This is a genomic window from Clostridium sp. CAG:221 (genome assembly GCA_000435835.1).
Classification (GTDB): domain Bacteria; phylum Bacillota; class Clostridia; order Clostridiales; family Clostridiaceae; genus Clostridium.
In genome coordinates this window covers 1-25,573 of the sequence record FR883348.1, presented here as the reverse complement: position 1 = coordinate 25,573, position 25,573 = coordinate 1, and the positions used below count along the sequence as shown (strand labels likewise).

Sequence of the window (25,573 nt, the reverse complement as noted above, 5' to 3'; positions counted from 1 at the left end):
TTTTTATAATAATTAATTAATTATTCCTTAGTATTAATGCCCATATTTTGAGGAATTATTAGTTCTTTCACATCTTCTCCTCCAAGCTTTCCATCTACTAAGTATTGCTTGCTTAATTGACAAAATAAAAAACCAGGTAAAATACAACCTGGCTTTAATTTACTATAGTAATTCTTTGCTTAACTCCATGAATTTATCTATATCTTCTTCAATAGTTCTTAATGATGATTTCCAGAATTCTTTATTATGAATATCTATTCCTACTTCTTTAGTTATATCTGCAATATTATGTTTTCCAGTAATTGATAATAGATTTTCATATTCACTGCTAAACTCAGATCCCTTTTTCAAATATTCTGCATAAAGACCTTTTGCAAATAAAAGCCCAAATGCATATGGGAAATTATAAAAATTACTATTAGCATAATAATAATGTGGTTTCCATGTCCACATATAAGGATGTAAATATTCAGGGTCTAATCCATCACCATATGCCTCTCTTTGTGCATCTAACATTAATTTCTTTATTTGGTCCACTGTTAAAGCACTTTCTTTTCTTGCTTCAAATAATGATTTTTCAAATAAAAATCTTGAATAAATATCTACAATTACTTGATTACAATCACTTATTTCTGATTCAAGTATTGCTAATGCTGTAATTTTATCCGCTTCTTTTATAGCAGCTTTTTTTACTATTGTCTCACAAAAAGTTGATGCTGTTTCTGCTATAGGCATTGGATATTCTGTATTTAGCACTGATTCATCTTTTAAACATTCTCCGTGGAATCCATGACCTAATTCATGAGCCATTGTAACAACATCACTAAAACTATTGCCATAATTTAAAAGTATTCTACTTTCTCCTAAATAATGAATTCCTGCACAAAATGCTCCCCCTACCTTACCTTCTTTAGGCATTACATCTATCCAATTATTATTCATAGCTTTTTGTGCAAAATTTGCTAAATTATCACTAAATGTTCTAAACTTATCAACTACAAATTTCTTTCCTTTTTCATAATCAAATTCCATATCAGATTCAACTATTGGTGCATACATATCATAAAATGGAAGTCCATTTTTATGTCCTAGTATTTCTGCTTTTCTTTTTAAATACTCTCTAAATTTAGGCATACTTTCTTTCATTGCCTCAAGCATTACATTTAAACTTTCCTCATCCATTCTAGAATTTATTAAAGTTTGTTCTAGTGGTGATTTATATCCTCTAAATTCACAAATAGTTAATACTTCACCTTTTATTCCATTTAAGGCAGCAGCTACTCCTTCTTCAATTTTTGTATATGATGCTATTTCTGCTTCATATGCTCTTTTTCTAACCTTTTCATCTTTATCATAAGCCATATTTAAAACAACAGTTAACGGATATTCTTTTATTTTACCATCTTCATTGATTTCAACTTTATGAGTAGAAATCAAATTATCCTTTAATTTTCCCCAAGCATTGGATCCTGTATTTTGCATATTAGCAATAATAGCTTCTTCTCTATCAGTTAATAAATACTTACTCTTTTCCACAACTTCTTTCAATATAAATTCATGATCCTTTAGTAATATAGAATCCTTTATAACTTCATCTATATTTTCAATACTGCTAATCCACTTATTTAACTTTGTTTCAGCTTCTACTATTTTAGTAAGCTTCTTTTCCAATATATCTGAATATTTTAAAGCTTCATCATCTTTTGTATTTACACTTATAGATAGTTCTATAAAAGACCCTATTTTGGTAATCAAATCTGCTAATACAGAAAATCTTTCCACATACCCTTCTAATTTAACCTTTGCACAATCAGTATCTTTTACTATAATTTCAGTCCATTTATTTATTTCATCAATTACTTCAGTTAAACATTCCATATCTTCTAGAAATTCTTCACTATTAAATGATGTATATAATTCTTTTAAACTCCAATTTAAATTCATTTTTAACCTCCAAAATATACAAATATAACTTCATTATAAAATAATATTACTCATTGTCAATATTTATCATTTTTGGACTATTAAAGAAATTATACATGGTAAAAAATTAATTTTAATAATTATTATTCAATACATCAAAATTAATAGATGTACCTAAAAATAATAGTAATATTGCAACTAAATTTTTATATGCTTTTTGAATATCTATTGGTTGTGAATTGCTATTATTTTTCACAGTATTATATCCATCCCAAAGAATCCCAACAAATATAGCAGTAACTATCAAATAAATTAAATTAGATTTCCTAGGACTATCACTTAAATCCTCCATATTTTCTGTAAAATTAGTATTATTTATATTATCCAAAATTATACTTCTTTGCCAAAAGAGATATTCTATATTAATTATAATCCCGTAAAGAATTAAAAATACACCCCATATGGATATGTTAATAATGTATAATTCTTTGTATATTTCTCCTTGTTTTTGGTTTGAGTTATTATTTTCAGTATTATCTGATTGACTTTTATATGATTTCTTTTTATCTTTCATAATAACTCCATTAACTTAACTTCATAGTTTATATTTAATATATGCACTGAATACTTTATTCGTAATAAAAAAATTCTAAAAAATATATATACATTAAAATTGCATATTTATACAATTACTTTGTATTTTTCCGTCATATATATTCATATTTTTTTATATTTTTTATATTTTTTTGCTTTTTTATTATTTTACCCAACAATTTCATACTCTTTTTTTAATATTGTTACTATTTTACATGGATTTTTATTTATTTTTTTTGTATAATAATAAAAAACAAGTATATGATAAAGAAAGGAAACGATAATTATGTCATTAATTGGAATTTTAATTATTATAGTAGGCTTTGCACTAAAACTTGATACAATAGCAGTTGTTGTTTCTGCTGGTGTAGTTACAGGATTAGTTGCAGATATGAGTATTTCAGAAATACTTTCTACTTTAGGAACAGCATTTATTAACAATAGAACAACATGTCTTTTTATGTTAACTTTACCTGTAATAGGATTATGTGAAAGATATGGATTAAAAGCAAAAGCTATAGACCTTATAAAAAAAGCAAAAGGGTTATCTACTGGTGCATTATTAAGTGGATATACATTTATAAGAGAATCTTCTATTGCTATGGGAGTAACACTTGGAGGACATCCTCAATTTGTAAGACCTCTTATTAATCCAATGGCTGAAGGTGCATCTATAGCTAAATATGGAAATTTAGATGAAAAAGATATTGATAAAATTAAAGCTTATTCAGCAGCTTCTGATAATATAGGTAACTTCTTTGGTCAAAATGTCTTTATGGCAAACGCTGGAGTTCTTCTAATTTCAGGTACTTTAGAATCACTAGGCTATAATGTAGATACTCTACAAATAGCTAAAGCTTCACTTCCAATTGCATTAGCTGCATTTGCACTTTGTATTTTACAAAACTATCTTCTTGATAATAGTCTAAAAAGAAAGTACAACAAAAAATAATAGTTAGGAGGAAAAAGCTATATGGACATAACAAAATTGTCAAATACATTACTAGAAATATTTTATATCATGATAGGGCTATACATGGCTACTACAATGGTATTTACTTTAAAAGATAAAAATCATAAAACTAGAATAGGTACAGCTCTTTTTTGGGGTATAGTATCTGCAATTTTTATATTTGGTAAGTTGCTACCTCCTGCAGTAGTTGGTACACTTATTATTGTAATAGCAATATTATCTGCTTTAAAACAAATAAACATAGGAACTTTAAAACAACTTGATACTACATTTGCTCAATTAAAAGCTGATAAATTAGGTTTAAAAATATTTATACCTTCATTAGCTATTGCTTTTGTTGCTATGGCTATAGCACAATTCACTAAATTATCTGGTACAGTTGCTATCGGTATCGCTGCAGTTGTTGCATTATTATTAACATTTGCATTTACTAAAGCTAAGCCAATAGAATACATTGAAGATAGTAACAGAATGTTCCAATCTGTAGGTGTATTTGCTATATTACCTCAACTTCTAGCTTCACTTGGTGCTTTATTTACAGCTGCTGGAGTTGGTGATGTTATTTCTAATATAATTTCAGGTGTTATCCCTGACGGAAACAGATTAGCTGGTGTTATTGCTTACTGTGTAGGTATGGCTATCTTCACTGCTATCATGGGTAATGGATTTGCTGCCTTTTCAGTTATTACTGTAGGTATAGGTGTTCCTTTTGTATTTGCTCAAGGTGGAGATCCTATTGTTTGTTCAGCTCTAGCATTAACAGCTGGGTTCTGTGGAACATTATTAACACCAATGGCTGCTAACTTTAATATGTTACCAGCAGTATTACTTGAAATGAAAGATAAGAATTTAGTTATTAAAGCTCAAGCTCCTTTTGCTATTGCTTTATTAACTATTCATATATTATTAATGTATTTTTTAGGATTTTAAGGAGTGATATATAATGAAAGTATTAATAACAGGTTTTGATCCCTTTGGAGGAGAAAGTGTTAATCCTGCTTTAGAAGCAGTTAAAGCATTACCTGACACAATAGCAGGTGCAGAAATAATAAAACTTGAAATACCTACTGTTTTTAGAAAATCATTAGAAAAAATTGAAGAAAACATAATAAAACACAGCCCTGATATCGTAATCTCAGTTGGGCAAGCTGGTGGAAGATTTGGTGTTACTCCAGAAAGAGTAGCAATAAATATCGATGATGCTAGAATTGAAGATAATGAAAAAAATCAACCAATTGATATAACTATATTTGAAGATGGAGAAACAGCATACTTTACTAACCTTCCTATTAAGGCAATGGTAAAAGAAATGCAAGATGGAGGAATTCCTGCTTCTGTTTCAAACACAGCTGGTACATTTGTATGCAACCATGTTATGTATGGTATCATGTATATGATATATAAGAAATACCCTACCATAAAAGGTGGATTTATCCATGTACCATATATACCTTCTCAAGTAGTTACTAAGCCTAACATGCCTTCTATGTCAGCATCTGATATAACAAAAGGTCTAGAATTATCTATCAAAGCTGCTGTAGAAAACAAAGAAGATGTTAAAGCTGTTGGAGGCGAAATCTGCTAATGGAACAATATAACCTTTTTGTATATGGAAGCTTAAGGCCAAACTTCTTTAACTTTGAAAAATATTTAGAAGGAAAAACACTTGATATAAAGCCTGCAGTTTTAAAAAATATGGATTTATATCATATGCCTTACAAAGGCTATCCTGCAATTACTAAAGGTACTGGTGTAGTTGTTGGTGAAATAATTACTGTTAAAGATTATGATTCTACAGTAAAAGCAATTGACATCATGGAAGGATTTTTAGGAGAAAATAATCCTAATAATGAATATCATAAAATTCTTTTAGAAGTTAATCATTTAAATTCTAATAAAAAAGAAAAATGTTATACATATTTCTACAACGCTGATATTGATAAAGACTTTAATGAAAAAGCAGTCTTTATCAGTGATGGTGACTGGAAAAACTATATGTTAAATATAAATAAAGACTCTGCTAAATAAGCAGAGTCTTTATTTATATTTAATAATTTATTATTAACTTTTAGTCTTCATATTTTATTTTAATAAATTTATCTATTTCTTCTGCCACAAGTTTTGCATGTGCTGCAGCTCTAACTACAGTATCTGCCCCTGTAACAACATCCCCTGATGCAAACACACCTTCTTTTGTGGTATGCCCACTTTTATCAGTTATTAATAATCCCCATTTATTTATTTCAAGGCCAGTGGTATTGGATACTATATTATTTCTTGCCGCTTGGCTAATAGCTATAATAACAGAATCACATTCAAATAAACCTTCTGTACCTTCTTTATTTACTGTTATAATTTTACCATTATCATCTTCTGCATTTTCTGTTTCTATGTATTTAACACCTTCCTCTGTAATTTCCAGTGGTGCTTTAAATAATTCAAACTTTACGCCATCTTCCTTGGCTTCTTCTAGTTCAGCCTTAGTACATGTCATATTTTCAAAGCCTTTTCTATATAATACATATACTTCATCTGCTCCGCTTCTCTTTGCAGTCCTTGCTGCATCCATTGCTACATTTCCAGCACCAATTACAGCAACCTTTTTACCTAATCTATATACAGATGGTGATTTTAAATAATCTATGGCATAATGTACATTTCCTAAACTTTCCCCTTTTATATTTAATGGCTTAGGATTCCAAACCCCTGTACCAATAAATACAGCCTTATATCCATCAGCTAATAATTTATCAACTGTAATTACTGGTCCTATAAGTGTATTTGGTCTAATTGTCACTCCAAGTTCTAAAAGTTTTTCCTCATATTTATCTATAATTTCATTAGGAAGTCTATATTCAGGTATTCCATATCTTAATACTCCACCTATTTTTTCATGAGCATCAAAAATAGTGATTTTATATCCTTTTCTAGCTAAAATAAATGCTAAAGTAATACCAGCAGGTCCACCACCTATAATAGCAACACTATGTTTATTTTTCGGAAGGTTCTCAAAATGAATTTTATCTAGATATTCACTTGATATAAACTCTTCCATTTCACAAAATCTCACTGGCTCACTTTTAATTCCTCTTATACAATTTCCTTTGCATTGATCCTCATGAGGGCATACCACTGCACAAATAGCTGATAATGGATTATTCTCAAAAAGCATTTCTCCTGCTTCATGGATTTTTCCTTCTTTAAATAAAGAAATAACTTCCGGTATTGGTGTATCAATTGGACAGTTCATTCTACATCTTGGCTTTTTGCATAATAAACATCTATCTGCTTCTAATAATAATTCTTTCATTTGTTTCTCCCCTCTGTTTTTAAAAAGACTTATAGCATTTATTTTATCAAATTTAAGTATTATTTATCAAATACACCAAATACGTATTTCTTAAATTCTTCAAATGTACTTTTTTCTATTGATACTCCTTTATGTATTTTACCAGTTGCAAAATTATATTCAGCAACACCATAATTAAACATTGCACTTGTAATAATAAAGTTAGTATCATAATATCTATAATTTGCTTTATTGTCCATTGCAACCATGCATATATCAACTAAATCCTGAGAATCTCTAAGATATCCTGCCTTATTCATTTCTAAAATAAAGTATAGTAAATTATAAGCCCCTGCCAGTTCCACCATAGAATCCCCAGCTATATTATATAACTTATTTATATTATGGAAGTATTTAATACTTTGAAATTCAATAGTTTTATAATCTTCATTTATTTTTACTTCTCTTAAATTTAATTCATTAATTCTATCTTTTATATATTCCCATGATGTTGTTTCTCTTATTGAGTTATTTTTTATAACATTTTGAAATTTTTCAAACATCTCTTCAGCATCATTTCCTTTGTGCATCAAAGTTCCATTTATATTAACTGTATATTCTCCATTTGAATATACTAAAGCTATTTTATTATCCATATATATACACTCCTATTTATTAATAATAATTATTATATCATATTTAATATTCCTATATATAGTATTTTCATCATAACTCTCCCATTCCCAATAATCATATTTTAATCTACTTCATATAATATTATTAAATCAATATATAAAAGTGATAAAATGAGATACGTTCTAGATATAAAAAAGTGTAAATTCATTGGCAAAGGACATGAAGGTCGCGTTTATCTTACACCAGAAGGATTTGCTTTAAAAATATTTTATAAATCTAAAAATGCCAATGATGAAGTAGAAATTTTAGAAAAAGTTAAAAATAGTCGTTTTTTTCCTAATGTTTTATTTATAGCAGATAAAATGGTGCTTAGAGAATACATTTCTGGTGAAAACTTAGGAAGTTATCTTTATAAGCATGGTTTATCATATAATATTGCCGTTGAAATAATTGAACTTGTGGAGGAATTTAAAAAGTTAAATTTTACACGAATTAATATTAGAAGCGCTCATATTTTCATTGATAGCAATGAAAAACTTAAAGTCATCGATCCAAGAAAGCCATATATAAAAAACACACCTTATCCTAAAGATATCATTCATGTACTTGTAAAACTTGAACTTTTTGATGATTTTCTAAAATATGTAGCTAAATATAATCCTTCTCTCTTAAAATATTGGTCATTAGGATACGACTATTACATTAAAATGTCTAAGAAGAAATATTTTATCAAGTTGAAAATATGTTAATTTATTTGTAAAAGAAAAACAGCTAGTACATAAAACTAGCTGTTTTAGATATCCTTGAAAGAAATTGATATATATCTTAAAATATATTTATAACCAAATTTTACAAGGAGGTTTTATTTTGACTTTACCTTATTATGAAAAACTACCCTGTGGTGGAATTCTCACAATCGTTAATAATAAGTGGTTTATCCAATATTCATTCCTTCCTCTTGACCCTGGCGGTGGTAATATATCAATTATCATAAAAAGTACAGATATAGACAATCATCTTATAGCCCTTCGTAATAATTTTGAACTTTTCAAATCCATAGAACATAACTGTGATGAATGTATTTATGGCATACCTGCTTATATGAATATGACCATTAATGTTCATGGTCCTTCTAAAGGAGTATGTTTAGAAGGATATTATCGTCCTATTTCCACCGAAAAAGAATTCCAATTAGTAAAAGACTCTTTTCTTTATGCAAAGGAAAAAGCCATGGAATTATTAAAGAATAAATCCACAAATTAAAAATCCTGCTAAGCTTACTGCACTTGCAATCAGTGCATATGGAATTTGACTTAGTGCATGATCCATATTATCAATACTGCATGAACTAGATGTTAATACTGTAGCGTCTGAGTAGAAACAAGCATGACTACCTAATGCTCCTCCAGATAATACTGCTGCCATTACTAAAACTAAGTTAGCACCTAATGATGCTCCAAGTGGAAGAATAATTGGTACGCATACTGCTGGTATGCCCCAGTTGCTTCCTGTAATAAATGTAAGTAATGCAACCACAATAAATGATATTGCCGGGAAAATATCTCCATTTAAATATGGAGCAACTGTTTCTATTACATAGTTAGGCAACCCTATATCATTAGCTGCTTGCTGCATAACAAAGGCCATAAACACAATGGCTATTGTTGGCACCATGTCACAGAATCCTCTTATATAAATATCACAAAATTCATCAAATGTCATTTTCTTTCTTGGTACATATAGTACAAGACACACAAACAGTGCTGCTATAACAGATATAAATAAATCTCCGCTAATTATTGTCATACCAATTAACACACCCATTGGTAATAAAAAGTCAATAAGCTTTCCTTCTCCATTTGCATATTCATCAAGCAAATCCGAATTAAACTTACTACTAGTTTCACCATAAACTTTTCCCGTTGTTTCCACTCTCTTATAAGCGTCTTTCATTTTACCAATTTTAGGTATTATACCTAAAATGAAAAGTGGCACTATAATAACTGATGCCCATGCATAAAAAGTAAATGGAATAACTTTAAGATATGTAGCTATATCACTTCCATAATTTAATGCTGCAACAGCAGGCTCTTTTCCAAAAACACTGGCATAAAATATTGCCCATGTTGAAAATGGTAATAATACACAAACTGGTGCTCCTGTAGAATCTATTATATACGCTAATGATTCTCTTGGAACTTTTTTCTTATCACTTATATTTTTCATACATGCCCCTAAGGTCATGATGTTTAAGTATTCATCAACAAAAATTAAAATCCCTAATATCCAGGTTGTAATCAATGTACTTTTTTGGGTTTTACAATATCTTTCTAACTTTCCTGCAAACCCTAATGTTCCTTTAGACTTTCTAAGTAATGCAATTAAACTCCCAAATAAACCACATACAATTAATACCCATTGATTATCTGGATTACCAGCAGCTGTAAAAAAGGCCTCAGACCATTTGCTACCGAACCCAAACCCATACATTATTATATATGTGGACAATGTCCCCAATAATAATGCCTCTAATGTTTTTTTCGTCAATAAAGCAAAGATTATAACAATCATTGCTGGTAAAATACTTAATACACCGTATTCCACTTATCATTCCCCTTCCATTTTGTAAAATTATATTTTAGTACTTTATTTAAAGCCCTATTAAGTATACATTAGTACTACGATAAAATATATAAAAAAATTAATTTTTTTTATATATTTTCTGGTTTTTATCTACTTATATAAATATATCTATATTTTTTATCACACAATAAATGTTATAATTTAAATGCAGATAGCAAGTTAATGAAAATACTATATTATAGATGAGGTAATAATATGAAAAATTTAAAAATTTACTTTACTTCTGACATGCATGGATATATTTATCCTACTAATTATGTTGATAGAAGTGAAAAAAACATTGGACTTTTAAACATAATGTCAAATTTTAAAAAGGATGATAATACTCTAATAATTGATTGTGGTGATACTATTCAAGGTTCTCCTTTTACAAACTATTTAAGTAATAATGATTTCACTATTCATCCAATAGCAGACATAATGAATGCTGCTGGCTATGATTATATAACTTTAGGAAACCATGATTTTAATTATGGTCTTACTTATTTAAATAAATATCTCCATACATTAAAAGCTAAATGCTTATGTGCAAACATAGTGGATAAAACTGGACAGCTTCCTATATTACCATACGATATTAAAACATTAGGTAATGGTTTAAGAGTTGGTATAATCGGTATTACAACAGATTTTATAAATAGATGGGAACGTGCTGAAAATATTGAAAATCTAACAATTAGTACTACATATAAAGCTGTTTCATATTATTTTGATGAAGTAAAATCTTCTTGTGACGTACTTATTGGTATTTATCATGGTGGCTTTGAGTATGACTTAGAAACACATAAACAGCTTACTAAAACATCAGAAAATATAGCCTATAAATTATGTGAAGATTTTTCTTTTGATATTCTCCTAACAGGCCATCAACATATGTCTATCGCTGGGCAGACACTTCATGGCACTCATATAGCTCAAACGCCTTTTAATGGAACTAAATATCTAGAATTAGATCTTACATTACAAAATGATGGAATAAAAACTATTGAATCATCTTTAAAAGATGTATCTGTGAATCCACAAAAAGAAATGTATGAAAAATATCTTCCATTAGAAGAAAAAATTCAAGAATGGCTTGATACACCTGTTGGCTTCCTAAACAAAGAATTAATGCCTTCATCACATTTAGAAATGGCTCTAAATGGTTCAGAACTAGCTAATTTTATTAACCAAATTCAAATTGATGAAAGCGGAGCTGATATTTCTTGCACTTCTTTTTCTAACGAAATAAAAGGCTTTAATAAAAATGTTACTGTAAGAGATATAATGTCTACTTATAAATTTCCAAACACCCTTGCAGTTTTAGAAGTAAATAGAAAATACTTAAAATTAGCTTTAGAAAGATGTGCTAGCTACTTCCATATAGATAATGAAACTATTTCAATCTCAAATAGGTTTCTAAAGCCTAAAGTGCAACATTATAATTATGATTATTTTAATAATATTGAATATACTTTTGATTTAAGAAAACCTGTAGGTTCAAGAGTAACTTCTATAAAATTTAAAGGCCAAGAGCTATCTGATAATACATCATTATCACTTGTAATGAATAATTATAGGGCTACAGGTGCTGGTGGCTATGAATTCTTAACGGAATGTCCTATGATAAAAGAAATACAATGCGAAATGCCTGAAGTAATAATTAATTACTTTAGAAAGCATACAAATGTTCAAGTAGACTGCACTAAATATATAAATGTTGTTTACTAAAAAAACTATACTTATAAAAATAAACCTATAGTTGAAAATAAATTCAACTATAGGTTTTAAATTAATTTATGCTCTTTTTCCTTTTTATAATTTTAACTCCAACTGCAACCATTACTAGAGCTGAAACTAATATTATTATATAAGCTTCACTTCCAGTATTAACTAAAGGTTTATTATTCTTATTAATACTTTCATTTTTATTACCTGCTCCAGGTTTGTTATTTCCTGGTTTGTTATCTCCAGGTTTATTATTTCCTGGCTTATTGTTTTCATCTTGATTATTGTCATCTTGACCAGGTTCTTTTTGTTCTTCTTTTCTTAAATTATCCATAATATTTTTTAAATTTTGCTCTGCATTGTCAATTATTTCTTGTGTTACTGTTGGATTTTCTGAAACTGCATTCTCATACACTTCTTCTGCTTCATTTAATGCAGCAATTAGCTTTTCTCTATCTTCTTCAACTATTTCATCAAATTCATCACTATATACTATTACTTTTGCATTTTTAATAGTATTAAATAAATTTTCAGTAACTAGTGGAATATATTCTTCTAATTTTACATTATCTATATTTATTGAATGTTCATCAGTAATTTGTGTTCCATTAACAGCTCCCATAGCTATACTGAAAATTGAATTTTTATCACTTTCTTCTGTCATTTCAAAAATTACTTGATATTTATTGTATTCACCTTTTAACTCAACTATTTCATTAGGAGAATATGGTCTCCAGTCGTTATCACTGCTTCCATCTCTTTGAATAGTAAACATAATTGATCTATCAATTGAACTTTTTGCATCAAGAGATAATATATACTTCTTTCCTTTTTCTAATTTTACATTACTTTGCTTAAGTTGTATTTTCCAATCAGCATCACCAGTATCTTGAATATCTATTCTTGCTGAAGGATCACCTGTAGAGTTATCTATTGAAGATGATACTTTAGATGATACACTGCTATCTGCAAATAACTCCCACTTAGCAAATCCATTGCCGAAATCTCCATTTGTGATTAAACCTGTTTCCTCAATTCTAACATTATCAATATAAGTTACTCCAGAAGCACCTAATAATAATTCTAAATTTGAATTATTTAAAACTTCTCCTGTTTTAAATTTATATTTGAAGTTATTCTTTTCTGTAGTAATATTTGCTTCAAAGCTTTCATCATTAATTTGTGCCTTAATAGTTTTATCTTCTTCACCATAAGCATCAAATGAAAGAGTATATTCTTTATTTTTTGCTATAGCAAGGTCTGTTTGCTTAACTATTACATCACTTAATGATGCTGGATTTTCTTTAACATCTACTTTTAGCTCTCTTGAATTATTGATATTTGGTACACCAATAGAAACATTATCTATTGTAGATTCTATATCCCAATATTTCATACGGTCTTGTCCTACATCAAATGTACCATTATATACATAGTTTCCATCCGGAAGAACTGTTTTTTTATTGTTATCTTCTGCTTCATGTTGACCTATTTTTTCTAATCTAACATTACTTATTTCAATATTAGCTAATGATCCTTGATTACCATAGTTAAATTCTACTCTACCATTAGCCTCATCAATGTCTTTCATAATAAAATCATAAGAATAGCTTTGTAATTCATTTGTAAGATTAACTACTGTATCTTCAAATTGTCTCACATATCCTCTATCTGGTGAAGTAACATTTACTATCATTGTTCTATCTTCATCTGCTCTTGCATCAAAAGTAAGTCTATATTCACCATATTGCTTTAAAGGTAATTGAGGTTGAACTAATTGTAATGAATGGTTTTCACTTCCTACTTCTTCAGTAGTAAGAATAATTTTATTATTTTCAATTATGCTTTCTCCTCTTCCACCAAGAGTTGTAAGTTTAATCCAACCTTCATTATCAGTTAAATCTTCATTTACAGAAAAATCTCCATTATTAATATAGTTTCCAGTAGCATCAGGATCTCTTAAGTCAACTGGCTCTTTTTCTGGCTTAGTAACATTTTCATCATAGTTATCTAATTGATAAACCTTAACATAATCAACCTTAAGTTCAGCATTTTCAAAATCAGTAGTTTCATCTGGATTACCTGGCCAATTTCCACCAACTGCTAAATTAAATTGAAGATAAAATGGTTGATCAAAAGGTGCTGGATATGTTTTCTCATCATCACCTTCTTGCTTAGTATACCAATCATTCACTGTATGATATAAGTTTCCATCTATATAGAAACGCATTTCACTTGGTTCCCACTCCACTGAAAATACATGATAATCATCAGCAAATGTAGTTCCATCTAAAATATAAGTCCCTTGCTGCTCTCTATGTGGATTACCATAATGTATTGTTCCATAAGCTTTTTCTGGCTCATGTCCTAATACCTCCATAATATCTATTTCACCACATCTTGGCCAAGAACCATAAAGATTCTCATCTGTTGGCATCATCCAAAAGGCTGGCCATAACCCTTTTCCTTCTGGAACTTTTAATCTAGCTTCAAAACGACCATATTTATAATCTCGTTTATTTTGAGTTGTTACTTTCCCTGAAGTATATTTAACACCATCTTCAGTTTCATCTTTGATGGCTTTAAGAACTAGCTCTCCATCTTTTACATAAATATTATCTGTAGAGTCTGTATATTCTTGTAATTCATTGTTTACCCATCCTGGTTCATGTGTTTCATAATTCCAATTTTCCATGTTTAATGAATCACCATCAAAATTATCTTCCCACACCAATTTCCAATCTTCACTAGTTTCTTTCATAAAGTCAATATTATCATCTGCATATGCATTACTAATAGTAACCATATTACTCATCATACTTGTTACTAAAGTGCCAACTAACACATTACAAAACTTTTTCTTCATTTTATTCTCCTATTATAGTTATTATTCTTTAATTTTTATTACATTGGATCATAAGATACCCAATCACATTTAATAGAAAATGTTTACATTAAGGGTGAAATAAATTGATAAATAATATTATTTATCAATTTATTTTATAGAGTTTTAGATTAAAAGTTTTTAGCCTTTTAACACTTTATACATTTCTATCATTTCTTCAGCTAGAGATTTAATTACTTCTGCACTCATCATTTGATCTTCTGCATGCATAAGCATTAATGAAAATTCTGTCTTTTCTCCTGCTGCTTCCTTTTGTATTAATGAAGTATGTGCATGATGTCCTTCTGTAAGATATTTAGCTGCTTCAGCTAATCTCTCTTCACCTTCTGCATAGTTATCACTTCTTACTGCTCTTAATGCCTCAATAGCTAATGATTTAGCCATACCAACATTACTAATAATTTCAAATGCTATTAATTCTAATCCTTCCATAACTTACAACTCCTACTTTACTTTTTAAACAGTTACAGTATCTTTACTATTATTTAACTCATTTAATCTTCTGTCTTCTTCAGCTTTTACTTCAGCTTTACTTGCAGCCATTACAAATGGTGCATAAATTAATACACTAATAGCAAGAGAAACAAATCCCATTATTAATGCTAATATATTTCCACCTGTACCTAAGAATGGGGCTAATGGTCCTGGTGTTGTCCAAGGTACTTGGAATGCAATTGGTGGTATGATCTTAAATACCGCTATTAATAAATAACCAAAAATTTCACCTACTAGTGGTGTTATGATAAATGGTACCATGTATATTGGATTTAATACTATTGGTAATCCAAAGATAACCATTTCATTTATATTAAATAAACCTGGTGCAAAAGAAAGTTTTGCAATACTCTTCTGCTCTTTTGCTTTACTAAATAAGAATATAGCAATTATTAACCCTAATGTTGCTCCTGATCCACCGTATGCTCCAAATCCATCATATAAAGCATTAAATGTTACTGGATAAGGTGCTCCCCATGCACTTCCATTTGCTGCTGCATATGAAAGGTTAGCATTAGTTACTTCTGAAAACATAGTATCACGTACAGCTGCAATAGTATTTGGTCCATGAATACCCATAACCCAAAGTACTTGAGATATTAATGTTAATATTAAAACTGATCCTACATTTTGTGATAATTTAGTTAATGGTTGTTGAATTACATTGTAAATTATTTCGTTTAATCCACCTGGTGCAACTTTCTTAATAAAGAAGTTTGCAAGAGTAAATGAAAGTGTTGTTATTATTATAGGTATTAATAACTTAAATGTTCTAGCTACTGCTGGTGGTACTTGTTCTGGCATTTTGATTTCTAGCTTAGTAGATTTTGATAGAGCTGCCATAAGTTCAGCTACTAATAATCCCACTATTATTGCTACAAATAGACCTTGTGGCCCAAAGAATTGAGTTGCTAAATGATTTGCGCCTTCTACATTTACGTAATCAGGATATATTATGAAATAAACTGATACTGCTGTTAACCCTGATAATAAATCATCTGATTTAAGCTGTTTAGCTAAGTTTCTTGCAATCAAGAATGTTACTAATATTGCAAGAATATCTGTTGATCCTTTTAATACTGGACTAAATATAGCTTGGTATTCTGCAATATTTGGGAATATTTTTTGTAATCTTAACATCTTACAAACAAATCCATCTGGCGATAAAAATACTGAATTAATTAATACCATTAATGAACCAGCCATTGTTAATGGAAAAGTTAAAATAAAAGCATCTCTTACTGAACAAATATGTCTTTGTGAATTCAACTTACTTGCTAATGGTACTAGAATTCTTTCAATTTGAGCTTGAAATTTTTCCATAAAACTCATAATTCAAACCTCTTTCTTTTATTATTTTTTATTCATATATTTAACTATTTAATTTTTTCTAAAGTATTTGTTAATATTGATTTTCCATCCATTATTCCATATAATCTCATATCAATTACTTCTACAGGAATTCTACCACCTGCTAATTTTTCTACTACTGGTTTTTGGAAACGTACTTGTGGTCCTAAAAGAACTATATCAACTTCATTAATTTTTGTTGAACATTCTGATACTGGTAATGCTTCAATTTCTACTTCCACATTCATATCTTGAGCTGCGCTCTTCATTTTATTAACTAATAAACTTGTTGACATTCCTGCTGAACATACTAATAATATTTTTTTCATAATTAATCACCTCATAAATTTTTTTATTTATTATAATATTTTTATAATTCTTCTCCATTAGTCTCTATTACACTCTTATACCAATAGAAACTGTTCTTTTTAATTCTCTTTAATTCTTTAATTTCATTTTCATCTCTATCTATATATACAAAACCATAACGTTTTTGGTATCCATTTAACCAGCTTAATAAGTCTGTAAATGACCATGTACAATATCCTAATAATTCAACACCATCTGTGATAGCTTCTTTACAAGCTCTAATATGACTGCTTAAATATTTTATTCTATAATCATCATTTACAACTTCATTTTCTTCTAACTTATCAAATTCACCTAAACCATTTTCAGTAATTAATATAGGTAAACCATATCTACTAGTTAATCTTCTTAATCCTATTCTTAATCCTTCTGGATCTATTGCCCAATCCCAATTTGTATATTCTAAATATTGATTTTTAATATTTTTAAATACTCCTGGTATACCGCTGTCTTTAGCTGTTCCTTTTTTACCAGTATTATTCATTCCTTCTGCGGCACCTACACCATCTAATCCATTCTTTTCAATTGTTGTTGTTTGATAGTAATTTATTCCTATGAAATCAGGTTTTGCTCTTTCTAATAATTCTAAATCACCATCTTCAATTACTGGTGCTACTCCTAAATTTTCATAATACTTCATTGCAAATGCTGGATATATACCTTTACAATAAACATCAAGCCACCAGTTATTATTTAATTCTTCTGCATTTTCTGCTGCTATAACATCATCTGGATTACATGTATTTGCATATATTGGTGAGAATGCAAAGCTTGGACCAATCATTCCATTTGGTACATAAGCTCTAAAAGATTCAATAACTTTTGCATTTGCTAAGTTTGCAATATGATTAGCTTGTAACATTCTCTTTAAATCTTTAACTCCTGGTGGATGTAATGCTGTCATATATCCTAAATTTATAAATACATTTTGTTCATTTAAGCTTACCCAATATTTAACTTTATCACCAAATCTCTTAAATAAAGTTATACAGTAATTATTAAAATCATTTATTATTTCTCTTGATTCCCAACCACCATATAAGTCTTGTAGGTGTTGTGGTAAATCCCAATGATATAGTGTTATGATTGGTTTAATATTATTTTTTATAAGCTCATCTATTAAATCTTCATAGAACTTTAATCCAGCTTCATTTACTTCTCCACGACCTGTAGGATATATTCTAGTCCATGCTATTGAAAATCTATATGCTTTTAATCCCATCTCAGCCATTAAAGCTACATCTTCTTTGTATCTATTATAGTGATCAACAGCTACATCACCATTAGTGCCCTTATATGTCTTTCCAGGTAACTTAGTATATACATCCCAGACACTTTCTCCTTTTCCATCTTGGTTCCATGCACCTTCTACTTGATAAGCTGCAGAGGCAGATCCCCACAGGAATCCATCACTAAATTTTTCTAACTTTTCATAAATCATTAAATCATCTCTCCTCGTTTTATTTCATGAATTTAGTATATAATACATTTTTTGGTTTGTAATCATTTTCTAAAGCAAAAAAAACATGTTCCATCTTTTAAAAATAGATACAAAAATAAAACAAGATGTTTTTTAAAAAAACACTAAATATTATATATAAATAAAAAGGCACATATAAACTCAAAAAATGAGTCTATATGTGCCTTTTTTATTCTATTCCATATTCATTATATAGCTTTTTACCAATTCTCTCTATCATATACAATACAGGAATTTGCGTTGTAATATCACTATAATTAACTTTAACTTGTTGTACATAATAAGGTAAATTTAAATCTGATATTTTAGCTATAGTACAGTTTTCTGTATTTGTTATACTGGCAATTGTACAGTTTTCTTTTTTAAATCTAGTAATATTTTCTATAGTAGTTGGTGTTTCTCCTGATACTGATAAAGCTATTATAAGGCTTTCACCATAACATTTAAAATTCTTAGGGAAAAATGGATCATCAATATGAAAGGTAAACTTTCCAATAGACGAAAAATATCTAGATGCATATTTGCACAGTATTCCCGATGATCCTATACCTAAAAATATAATACTATTTGCCATTTTAACCATATTACATAATTTATCTAATCTATTATCTAAATCACTGCCTTCTATATTTTTCAGAAAATTTATTATTTCTGATGTGTCATCATTTACCTTTTTAATATTATTTTCTTCAATATACATTTTAAATTTAACTTTAAATTCAGAAAATCCTTCGCAATTTAATTTTTTGCAAAATCTTAATATTGTAGTTGTAGAGACATGTGCTTCCTCTGCAAGCTCTCGTATTCTCATGTATATTACTTTTTTACTGTTTTTCATTATATATTCATATAAGGATAATTCTAAGTTATTTAAACTTTGTATCACTTCATATCTAAACATATCTTCACCTCAAGTTAATTTCTAATCTTTTGATTTTACTTTTCTATTTAATTATATATAACTGTCCTTTTTTTACTTGCATTTATTATTGCACCAAGTATATTGGCATCATTATTATACTTACATCTATCTATTTTAGTTGTAATAACATCACATTCAGTATGTCTAATACATTCTTCTCTATATCTATCTTTAATTCTATTAATAAACCATTCTTCTTCAGATATTCCTCCTCCTATACAAATAACTTCTGGATTATAGAAAACTGTAATAGTTATTAACTGTACAAGTATATTATCTATCCACTGATCTACAGCTTCTTTTGCTGTATTATCTCCTTCAAAATATTTATTACATACTTCATGTCCATATTTTATCTTAACGTTTTCATCAACTTTGTCATTATATATATTTATTAAAGCAGTCATTGATGCATAATCACCCATATTATCCATCTTTCCATTACTAAAATTTATAAATGGAAGCTTATGAAATTCACCTGCAAAAGAATCTTTTCCATATATTACTCCATTTTCATTACAAATACATCCACCTGTTCCTGTACCTAAGATTAAGAATGCTGATGATTTACTATCTTTTGCATTTCCTATTTCAAATTCACATAACCCTGCAGCTTTAGCATCATTTATTGCTGCAACTTTTTTATTTGTTCTATTTTGTATTTCATCAACTATATTAGTTCCATACATAATTCTTAAATTAGGTGCTGCATACGATTTAACATTAGCTTCTTCATCTATAACCCCTGGTGCACTTATACCTATTATCTCTATATCATCAATATTTCTAATATTATTACATATATAATCATACAATTCATCTTTTGTCTCAAGCTTAATAGTTTCAACTTTCCATTTATCCATAATTTTATATGCCTCATCTACTAAGGCATATTTAATAAAAGTTCCTCCAATATCAATTCCCAAATTATACATTTACCTCTCCCCTTTTAACTATATTTCATAATTTATACAATATCACATATTTATGTTAAATAAAATGCTTTTTTTATAAAAAAATATAATTAAATACTACTTTTTTACAATTCACCTTATGTTTATCTTAACTTTTGTTCAATAAAAATAACTTATAGTGAAATAAAATATATTTCACTATAAGTTATTTTTTATTTGAAAAATTATTTCTGTATATCTTCCTTATTTACTTTCTATTTTATTTAGTTTTGAATACTTCAACCTCTTTTTGTAATATGTTAGTTAATTCACTAAGATTATTTGAAGTACTTGCCACTTTATGACTTCCTGTATTAATTTCATCTAACGAACTTTCTATTTCTTCTGTAGATGCAGAAATTTCTTGAGCTATAGCAGCAGAGTTCTCTATTTTGCTTCCAATAGTAGCAGTTTCTTTATTAATACTATCTGCAGCTATATTTAATTCATTTATTTTTGGAACAATTTCTTCAATAGCTTTTATAATCTCAGTAAAAGATTTCAAGGAATCATCTATAACTTTTGATGAATCTTTCAGTTTTTCACTTATGGTATTACTCTCATTTACAATTATATTAGTATCATTTGAAACATCACTAATTAATGTTGTTATACTGTTTGCAGATTCCTTACTTTGCTCTGCAAGAACTCTTATTTCTTCTGCTACAACAGCAAAACCTTTTCCTGCTTCACCAACCCTTGCTGATTCAATAGCTGCATTTAAAGCTAAAAGATTAGTTTGTTCTGCAATAGAATTAATTAAATTTGTTATATTACTTACTTCATTTATAGTTATACTTAATTTTCCTATTTTATTTATAAAATCCCTTATTGAAATTTCTATATATTTAAAACCACTTAATAACTGGTCCATCTTATCACTACTAGTATTAGCTGTATTAGATATTTCTTTAGAATTATTATTTAAATAATGTAAATTTACTACAAACTCTTCAACTGTATTGGAAAATTTATTTAAACTCTCTGTTACTTCTATCATATCACTTGCCTGTTCTTCTGAGCCATTGGTAACATTTTTCACAGCATCAAAAACACTTGCTACTGAAGATGATAACTCTTCAGAAATAATACTTAAAACTTCTGCTCTTTCATCTAAATCACTACTTTTTTCTTTAACACCTTTAACAATTTGATTAAATTTATTAACAGTTTGATTAATAAATACTTTCATTTCATCAAATTCAGTATTATTTTCTATTTTTAAATCAATATCTAAATTTCCTTCTGCTAATTCACTTAATACCAATGTAATTTCTTTCATTTGGTTTCTAAACACCTTCACAATATACACTGATATTAATAAAAATACAATAATACATGTACTTACTATAAAAATACTTCTTATTATAACTCTAGAATACAAATCATCACTATCATTTTTATCTAATTCTGCCCATGAAACTAAATATTCTTCTAATCCATTTAGATTATCCATCATTATTTTTTCTAACTCTACTGATCTATTTACCAAATTATTATCTACTTTTTCTGAATTTTTAATTTGATTTATAATATCTAAATTCACTTGGTAATATCCTTCATAAGCTACATATACATTATTTAAAAATTCTGTTTCTTCTTCATCTTGACTTCCATCTTCCGGATCATTCAGTTCCTTTTTCCAATTAATTATCTAACTTCATCATTATCTAATTTCATCGTTATCTAAGTTTTTTTGCATAAAAATTAGATAATATTTAATAATAACTTTATATAAATAAATAATGAAATGATTTAAAGGAGTACTTATGGATACAAAAGATTTTAAAACTTACTTAAATGAAGCTAAAACTAAAATAACTTCTGTGGAAGCCTGTATAACTGAAGCTCATGCTTTAGCTGAAAATGCTGATAAAAGCAAAGTTGAAGATATTATGAGAACATTAGAAAATGTAAATTCATCCATAACTAATATTATGAAATAAAATAGAGGTAAAGCTTTTAAACTTTACCTCTATTTTATTGCTTACTTCTTTAAGCTTGCTCCATTGGTAGCGATAACTTCTTTGTATTAAAAATATGACATCTTGACTAATATAGCCTATTTTTCTTGAGGAACTAATATTGATTTCACCTTCAAATTCTTCTTGGGCTAGTATTGCCTTAATTAAAGTTGTTTTTCCACATCCATTTGAACCATATACTCCAACTTTTTCTCCTTGCTTTATATAAAAAGATGATTTATTAAAAAGCACTTTATTATCATAAGCTTTGCTTATATCTTTACATTTCATTATTACTGTCATAAACTCATTGCTTAAAAAATTATAAGTATAACTTTTTACTGCTTAAATATAAAAATGCCATATATAGAATTACCCATATACAGCATTATCTTCTTTTATCTATACAAAGAAAAGTATTTATGAGTAATATTAGCTTTACCTATTTTTTTGCACAACAAATAAGCCTTACCTTATAAATTGTTTAAAAAATTTCTTAAAATCTAAGCTAATATTATTCTCATTTCTTCTCCTTTCATCTTTTCAATCTATTTATATATAATTATATTCCCCATTTACTATTATTGTCAATTTACTCACAACTTAAATATTCTTTTATTTCTTGCAAATTTTTAAAGTTTTTTTCACAATATTTTAATATATCCTCATCAGCTGCCTTTAAATCCTCCACATGAATTCCTTTCATTCCTCCAGAAAAAGCTGCCTTTATTCCTGCTGGTGAATCTTCCACAACAAAGCAATTTTCTGGTTCAACATCAATTTTCTTTGCTGCTTTTAAAAATATATCTGGACTTGGTTTTCCTTTTTCCACGTCATCACCGCATACTATTGCATCAAAGCTTTCTTTAAGCCATTTATCTTTAATTTGCTTTTCTACTCTCTCCCTTTTGGCAGATGTAGCCAAAGCTATTTTATAGTTTTTTTCTTTAAGCATTGAAAATAGTTCTTTTACACCTTCCTTTAAGGGAATCCCCTGATTTTCTATTATATAAAATAATTGATTATCCTTTTCCTCATACATCTTTTCAATGGGAAGATCATCTCCGAAATTCTCTAAAAATGTTTTTATTACATTTTTTCTTCCTGTTCCCATTACATTAACATATAATTCTTTAGTCATTTTATAGCCATACTTTTCAAAAACTTCTATCCAAATATCTAAATACACTTTTTCCGTATCAAAAATTACCCCATCCATATCAAATATTACTGCTTTTTTTCCCATCAAATCACTCCATCATATTATATTTTTTCTTTAATTCTAAAATTCTCTTCACGCTTTTATTTATTTGTTCTTCACTTATCTCACCATTGTAAAGCTTTAACTTAATACTATTTATAACTTGCTCTATTTCTTCATATGCATTTCCTAAAAGTAATATATCACAACCTGCTTCAATACTCTTTATGCAAGCTTCTTCAATGGACATAATAGATGTTATGGCTCCCATGGACATATCATCAGTAATTACTACTTTATCAAATTCCAAATCTTTTCTTAATAAATCACTTATCACTATTTTGGATAATGATGCTGGATTACTACTATCTACTTCATTTAATATAATATGACTTACCATAATAACATCACATCCACTTTCAATAGCCTTTACAAAAGGAATAAATTCAAAATTTCGTAACTCTTCTAATGTTTTATATACTATCGGCAATCCATAATGTGAATCTACTTCTGTGTCTCCATGACCTGGGAAGTGCTTTACCACTGGAATTATATCTGCATCCTCAATTCCCTCCATTGTAGCTATGCCCATTGTTGATACAATACTTTCTTCTTTACTAAAAGCTCTGTCACCTATGACAGTATTATTTTCATTACTATATATATCAAGTACAGGTGCATAATCTAAATTTATACCAAGTCTTTTCAATGTATACCCTATTTCTTTTCCATTTTCATAAGCTGTTTGCTGATCATTTATTAGACCTATAGTAAAAGCTGATGGAAACTTTTCTACATCATCTGGTAATCTACTTACTCGTCCTCCCTCTTCATCAATAGAAATAAATAAAGGAAGATTATTATTGTTTTCCTGCAATGCTCTTGTTAAGTCAATCATTTGATTTGAATCTTCTATATTTCTAGCAAATAGTATTACTCCTCCAACCTTATATTCATTAATTAGCCTGTCCATATCGTCATTATATTCACTTCCATTAAAGCCAGTTATAATCATCTGACCTATTTTTTCATCTAAAGTCATACTATTAATTTTATCATCTATTGGCTCTTTTTCTTCTCTCATAATTTCATCTGTACCATTTATATTTTCCTTTTCATCATTGGTAATACTATTATTTATTTCATTGTCCTTTTTATAACCACACCCTGTTAATAAAAATACAAGAAATAAAAGTAAAAACCTTTTCTTTAACATAAAAATTAACCTTTCCATAATAATTTACCTATTAATATATTTTATAATATTATATTCTACTTAATAAAAGAAAGCCATATCAATATGACATAGCTTTCTTTTATTAGGTATTATTAATCAAATATCTTATTTTCTTTTTTTGCAAACTTTTCTTCTTTTTTTATATCATGTTCAATATCTTTTGCTAATTTTTTAGCTTCTTTTTCATGAACTTTTTCTTCATGCTTTTTAAGTCTTTCTTCTTCCTTAATTTGATGTTTTATTTCATGAGCAAATTTCTTTTCTTCATGTCTTTCATGTCTTTCTTCTTTATGTTCTTCATGATGAATTTTCATTTCATTAATTTTTTCTTTAAAAGTCATAAAATCCACTCCTTATTTTACAGCACTTAAAGCTGCTTCATAATCTGGTTCACTAGAAACTTCCTTGCAGTACTGAACATATGAAACTTTATTGCTTTCATCTACAATAATAATTGCTCTAGTTAAAAGCCCAAGTTCCTTAATATAAACACCATAATTCTTACCAAAATCTCTATTCTTATAATCTGATAAAACAGTAACCTTATCTATACCTGCGCCTCCACACCATCTAGCTTGAGCAAAAGGTAAATCCATTGATACTACATATATGCTAACATCACTAATTTTTGCTGCTTCTTCATTAAACTTTCTTACTTCTCTATCACAAACTGGTGTATCAACTGATGGAACAGCTACAAATATTCTTTTTCCACTTGTATCTTTTAGTGTTATCTCATTTAATTCATTATCAATTAAGTGAAAATCTGGTGCAGCATCGCCAACGCTAATAGGCTTATTTTCTAAAGTAACTGGTGTTCCCTTAAAAGTAATCATCATTGTGCTCTTCTACCTCCTTTCTATTGACTCATATTTATATTTCCTAACTTTTATTTTTATTATTCTAAAAAAATATAACTAAGATACTTGTAT

At 28.2% G+C, this 25,573-nt stretch carries 26 protein-coding genes; 8 read left to right on the top strand and 18 right to left on the bottom strand.

Going from position 1 to position 25,573, the window contains the following annotated elements; all coding sequences use genetic code 11:
• Positions 1-162 precede the first annotated feature (162 nt).
• Positions 163-1,944, bottom strand: a complete 1,782-nt coding sequence (locus Q5O44_RS00225; RefSeq protein ID WP_022166368.1) for a M3 family oligoendopeptidase — start codon at positions 1,942-1,944, stop codon at positions 163-165.
• A gap of 112 nt (positions 1,945-2,056) precedes the next feature.
• The gene (locus tag Q5O44_RS00220; RefSeq protein WP_022166367.1) at positions 2,057-2,497 is read right to left on the bottom strand and encodes a hypothetical protein; all 441 of its coding nucleotides are present in this window, start codon (positions 2,495-2,497) and stop codon (positions 2,057-2,059) included.
• Positions 2,498-2,803: 306 nt separating this feature from the next.
• Here Q5O44_RS00220 and Q5O44_RS00215 point away from each other — a divergent pair, with 306 nt between their 5' ends.
• From Q5O44_RS00215 to Q5O44_RS00200, 4 genes are read left to right on the top strand one after another with little or no spacing between them, the layout of a single operon-like run.
• Complete coding sequence (locus tag Q5O44_RS00215) at positions 2,804-3,469, top strand: DUF969 domain-containing protein (RefSeq protein WP_022166366.1); 666 nt, start codon at positions 2,804-2,806, stop codon at positions 3,467-3,469.
• A 21-nt stretch (positions 3,470-3,490) separates the two neighbouring features.
• Entirely contained in the window at positions 3,491-4,420 is a 930-nt protein-coding gene (locus Q5O44_RS00210) for a DUF979 domain-containing protein (RefSeq protein WP_022166365.1), read from the top strand.
• 13 nt (positions 4,421-4,433) lie between these two features.
• Positions 4,434-5,075: a pyroglutamyl-peptidase I gene (gene pcp / locus Q5O44_RS00205; RefSeq protein ID WP_022166364.1), complete on the top strand. Its 642-nt coding sequence runs from the start codon at positions 4,434-4,436 to the stop codon at positions 5,073-5,075.
• The gene (locus Q5O44_RS00200) at positions 5,075-5,518 is read left to right on the top strand and encodes a gamma-glutamylcyclotransferase family protein (RefSeq protein ID WP_022166363.1); all 444 of its coding nucleotides are present in this window, start codon (positions 5,075-5,077) and stop codon (positions 5,516-5,518) included. Before pcp ends, Q5O44_RS00200 begins: the two co-directional genes overlap by 1 nt.
• A gap of 40 nt (positions 5,519-5,558) precedes the next feature.
• On the opposite strand, the gene Q5O44_RS00195 is transcribed toward Q5O44_RS00200, so the two are convergent.
• Positions 5,559-6,800: an NAD(P)-dependent oxidoreductase gene (locus Q5O44_RS00195; RefSeq protein WP_022166362.1), complete on the bottom strand. Its 1,242-nt coding sequence runs from the start codon at positions 6,798-6,800 to the stop codon at positions 5,559-5,561.
• 59 nt (positions 6,801-6,859) lie between these two features.
• On the bottom strand, positions 6,860-7,435 hold the full coding sequence (locus tag Q5O44_RS00190) for a hypothetical protein (RefSeq protein WP_022166361.1): 576 nt from the start codon (positions 7,433-7,435) through the stop codon (positions 6,860-6,862).
• A 150-nt stretch (positions 7,436-7,585) separates the two neighbouring features.
• Between Q5O44_RS00190 and Q5O44_RS00185 the strand changes: the two genes are divergently transcribed.
• Both Q5O44_RS00185 and Q5O44_RS00180 read left to right on the top strand, forming a co-directional pair.
• Positions 7,586-8,164 (top strand): hypothetical protein, encoded by a 579-nt coding sequence (locus tag Q5O44_RS00185; RefSeq protein ID WP_022166360.1) that lies wholly within the window; start codon positions 7,586-7,588, stop codon positions 8,162-8,164.
• Positions 8,165-8,282: 118 nt separating this feature from the next.
• Positions 8,283-8,678, top strand: a complete 396-nt coding sequence (locus Q5O44_RS00180; protein WP_022166359.1) for a hypothetical protein — start codon at positions 8,283-8,285, stop codon at positions 8,676-8,678.
• Here the strand turns inward: Q5O44_RS00180 and Q5O44_RS00175 are convergent.
• Positions 8,655-10,019, bottom strand: coding sequence for a Na+/H+ antiporter NhaC family protein (locus Q5O44_RS00175; protein WP_022166358.1), 1,365 nt, complete (start codon positions 10,017-10,019; stop codon positions 8,655-8,657). The genes Q5O44_RS00180 and Q5O44_RS00175 overlap by 24 nt on opposite strands.
• A gap of 234 nt (positions 10,020-10,253) precedes the next feature.
• On the opposite strand from Q5O44_RS00175, the gene Q5O44_RS00170 reads away from it, so the two are divergent.
• Positions 10,254-11,768, top strand: a complete 1,515-nt coding sequence (locus Q5O44_RS00170; RefSeq protein ID WP_022166357.1) for a bifunctional UDP-sugar hydrolase/5'-nucleotidase — start codon at positions 10,254-10,256, stop codon at positions 11,766-11,768.
• Between the two features lie 61 nt (positions 11,769-11,829).
• On the opposite strand, the gene Q5O44_RS00165 is transcribed toward Q5O44_RS00170, so the two are convergent.
• The 8 genes from Q5O44_RS00165 to Q5O44_RS00130 all read right to left on the bottom strand — a co-directional run bounded on the left by Q5O44_RS00165 (position 11,830) and on the right by Q5O44_RS00130 (position 21,785).
• Positions 11,830-14,631, bottom strand: coding sequence for a family 16 glycosylhydrolase (locus Q5O44_RS00165; RefSeq protein ID WP_022166356.1), 2,802 nt, complete (start codon positions 14,629-14,631; stop codon positions 11,830-11,832).
• 159 nt (positions 14,632-14,790) lie between these two features.
• Positions 14,791-15,102 (bottom strand): PTS lactose/cellobiose transporter subunit IIA, encoded by a 312-nt coding sequence (locus tag Q5O44_RS00160; protein WP_022166355.1) that lies wholly within the window; start codon positions 15,100-15,102, stop codon positions 14,791-14,793.
• Positions 15,103-15,126: 24 nt separating this feature from the next.
• On the bottom strand, positions 15,127-16,497 hold the full coding sequence (locus Q5O44_RS00155; RefSeq protein WP_022166354.1) for a PTS sugar transporter subunit IIC: 1,371 nt from the start codon (positions 16,495-16,497) through the stop codon (positions 15,127-15,129).
• A 44-nt stretch (positions 16,498-16,541) separates the two neighbouring features.
• The gene (locus Q5O44_RS00150) at positions 16,542-16,844 is read right to left on the bottom strand and encodes a PTS sugar transporter subunit IIB (RefSeq protein WP_022166353.1); all 303 of its coding nucleotides are present in this window, start codon (positions 16,842-16,844) and stop codon (positions 16,542-16,544) included.
• Positions 16,845-16,885: 41 nt separating this feature from the next.
• The gene (locus Q5O44_RS00145) at positions 16,886-18,325 is read right to left on the bottom strand and encodes a glycoside hydrolase family 1 protein (protein ID WP_022166352.1); all 1,440 of its coding nucleotides are present in this window, start codon (positions 18,323-18,325) and stop codon (positions 16,886-16,888) included.
• 208 nt (positions 18,326-18,533) lie between these two features.
• On the bottom strand, positions 18,534-19,265 hold the full coding sequence (locus tag Q5O44_RS00140) for a MurR/RpiR family transcriptional regulator (protein ID WP_022166351.1): 732 nt from the start codon (positions 19,263-19,265) through the stop codon (positions 18,534-18,536).
• Between the two features lie 47 nt (positions 19,266-19,312).
• The gene (locus Q5O44_RS00135) at positions 19,313-20,221 is read right to left on the bottom strand and encodes an ROK family protein (RefSeq protein WP_022166350.1); all 909 of its coding nucleotides are present in this window, start codon (positions 20,219-20,221) and stop codon (positions 19,313-19,315) included.
• A 238-nt stretch (positions 20,222-20,459) separates the two neighbouring features.
• A complete protein-coding gene (locus Q5O44_RS00130; protein ID WP_022166349.1) occupies positions 20,460-21,785 on the bottom strand; it encodes a methyl-accepting chemotaxis protein in 1,326 nt (441 codons plus the stop codon).
• Positions 21,786-22,008: 223 nt separating this feature from the next.
• Between Q5O44_RS00130 and Q5O44_RS00125 the strand changes: the two genes are divergently transcribed.
• Positions 22,009-22,185, top strand: coding sequence for a hypothetical protein (locus Q5O44_RS00125; RefSeq protein ID WP_022166348.1), 177 nt, complete (start codon positions 22,009-22,011; stop codon positions 22,183-22,185).
• Here Q5O44_RS00125 and Q5O44_RS00120 read toward each other — a convergent pair.
• From Q5O44_RS00120 to tpx, 5 genes are all read right to left on the bottom strand, one after another.
• The gene (locus tag Q5O44_RS00120) at positions 22,159-22,506 is read right to left on the bottom strand and encodes an ATP-binding cassette domain-containing protein (RefSeq protein WP_302636976.1); all 348 of its coding nucleotides are present in this window, start codon (positions 22,504-22,506) and stop codon (positions 22,159-22,161) included. The two genes, Q5O44_RS00125 and Q5O44_RS00120, sit on opposite strands and share 27 nt — an antisense overlap.
• A 289-nt stretch (positions 22,507-22,795) precedes the next feature.
• Positions 22,796-23,449 (bottom strand): HAD family phosphatase, encoded by a 654-nt coding sequence (locus Q5O44_RS00115; RefSeq protein ID WP_022166346.1) that lies wholly within the window; start codon positions 23,447-23,449, stop codon positions 22,796-22,798.
• A gap of 4 nt (positions 23,450-23,453) precedes the next feature.
• Positions 23,454-24,638 (bottom strand): beta-N-acetylhexosaminidase, encoded by a 1,185-nt coding sequence (gene nagZ / locus Q5O44_RS00110; protein WP_022166345.1) that lies wholly within the window; start codon positions 24,636-24,638, stop codon positions 23,454-23,456.
• A gap of 95 nt (positions 24,639-24,733) precedes the next feature.
• Positions 24,734-24,982 (bottom strand): hypothetical protein, encoded by a 249-nt coding sequence (locus tag Q5O44_RS00105; protein WP_022166344.1) that lies wholly within the window; start codon positions 24,980-24,982, stop codon positions 24,734-24,736.
• A 12-nt stretch (positions 24,983-24,994) separates the two neighbouring features.
• A complete protein-coding gene (gene tpx / locus Q5O44_RS00100) occupies positions 24,995-25,480 on the bottom strand; it encodes a thiol peroxidase (protein ID WP_022166343.1) in 486 nt (161 codons plus the stop codon).
• Between the last annotated feature and the right edge of the window lie 93 nt (positions 25,481-25,573).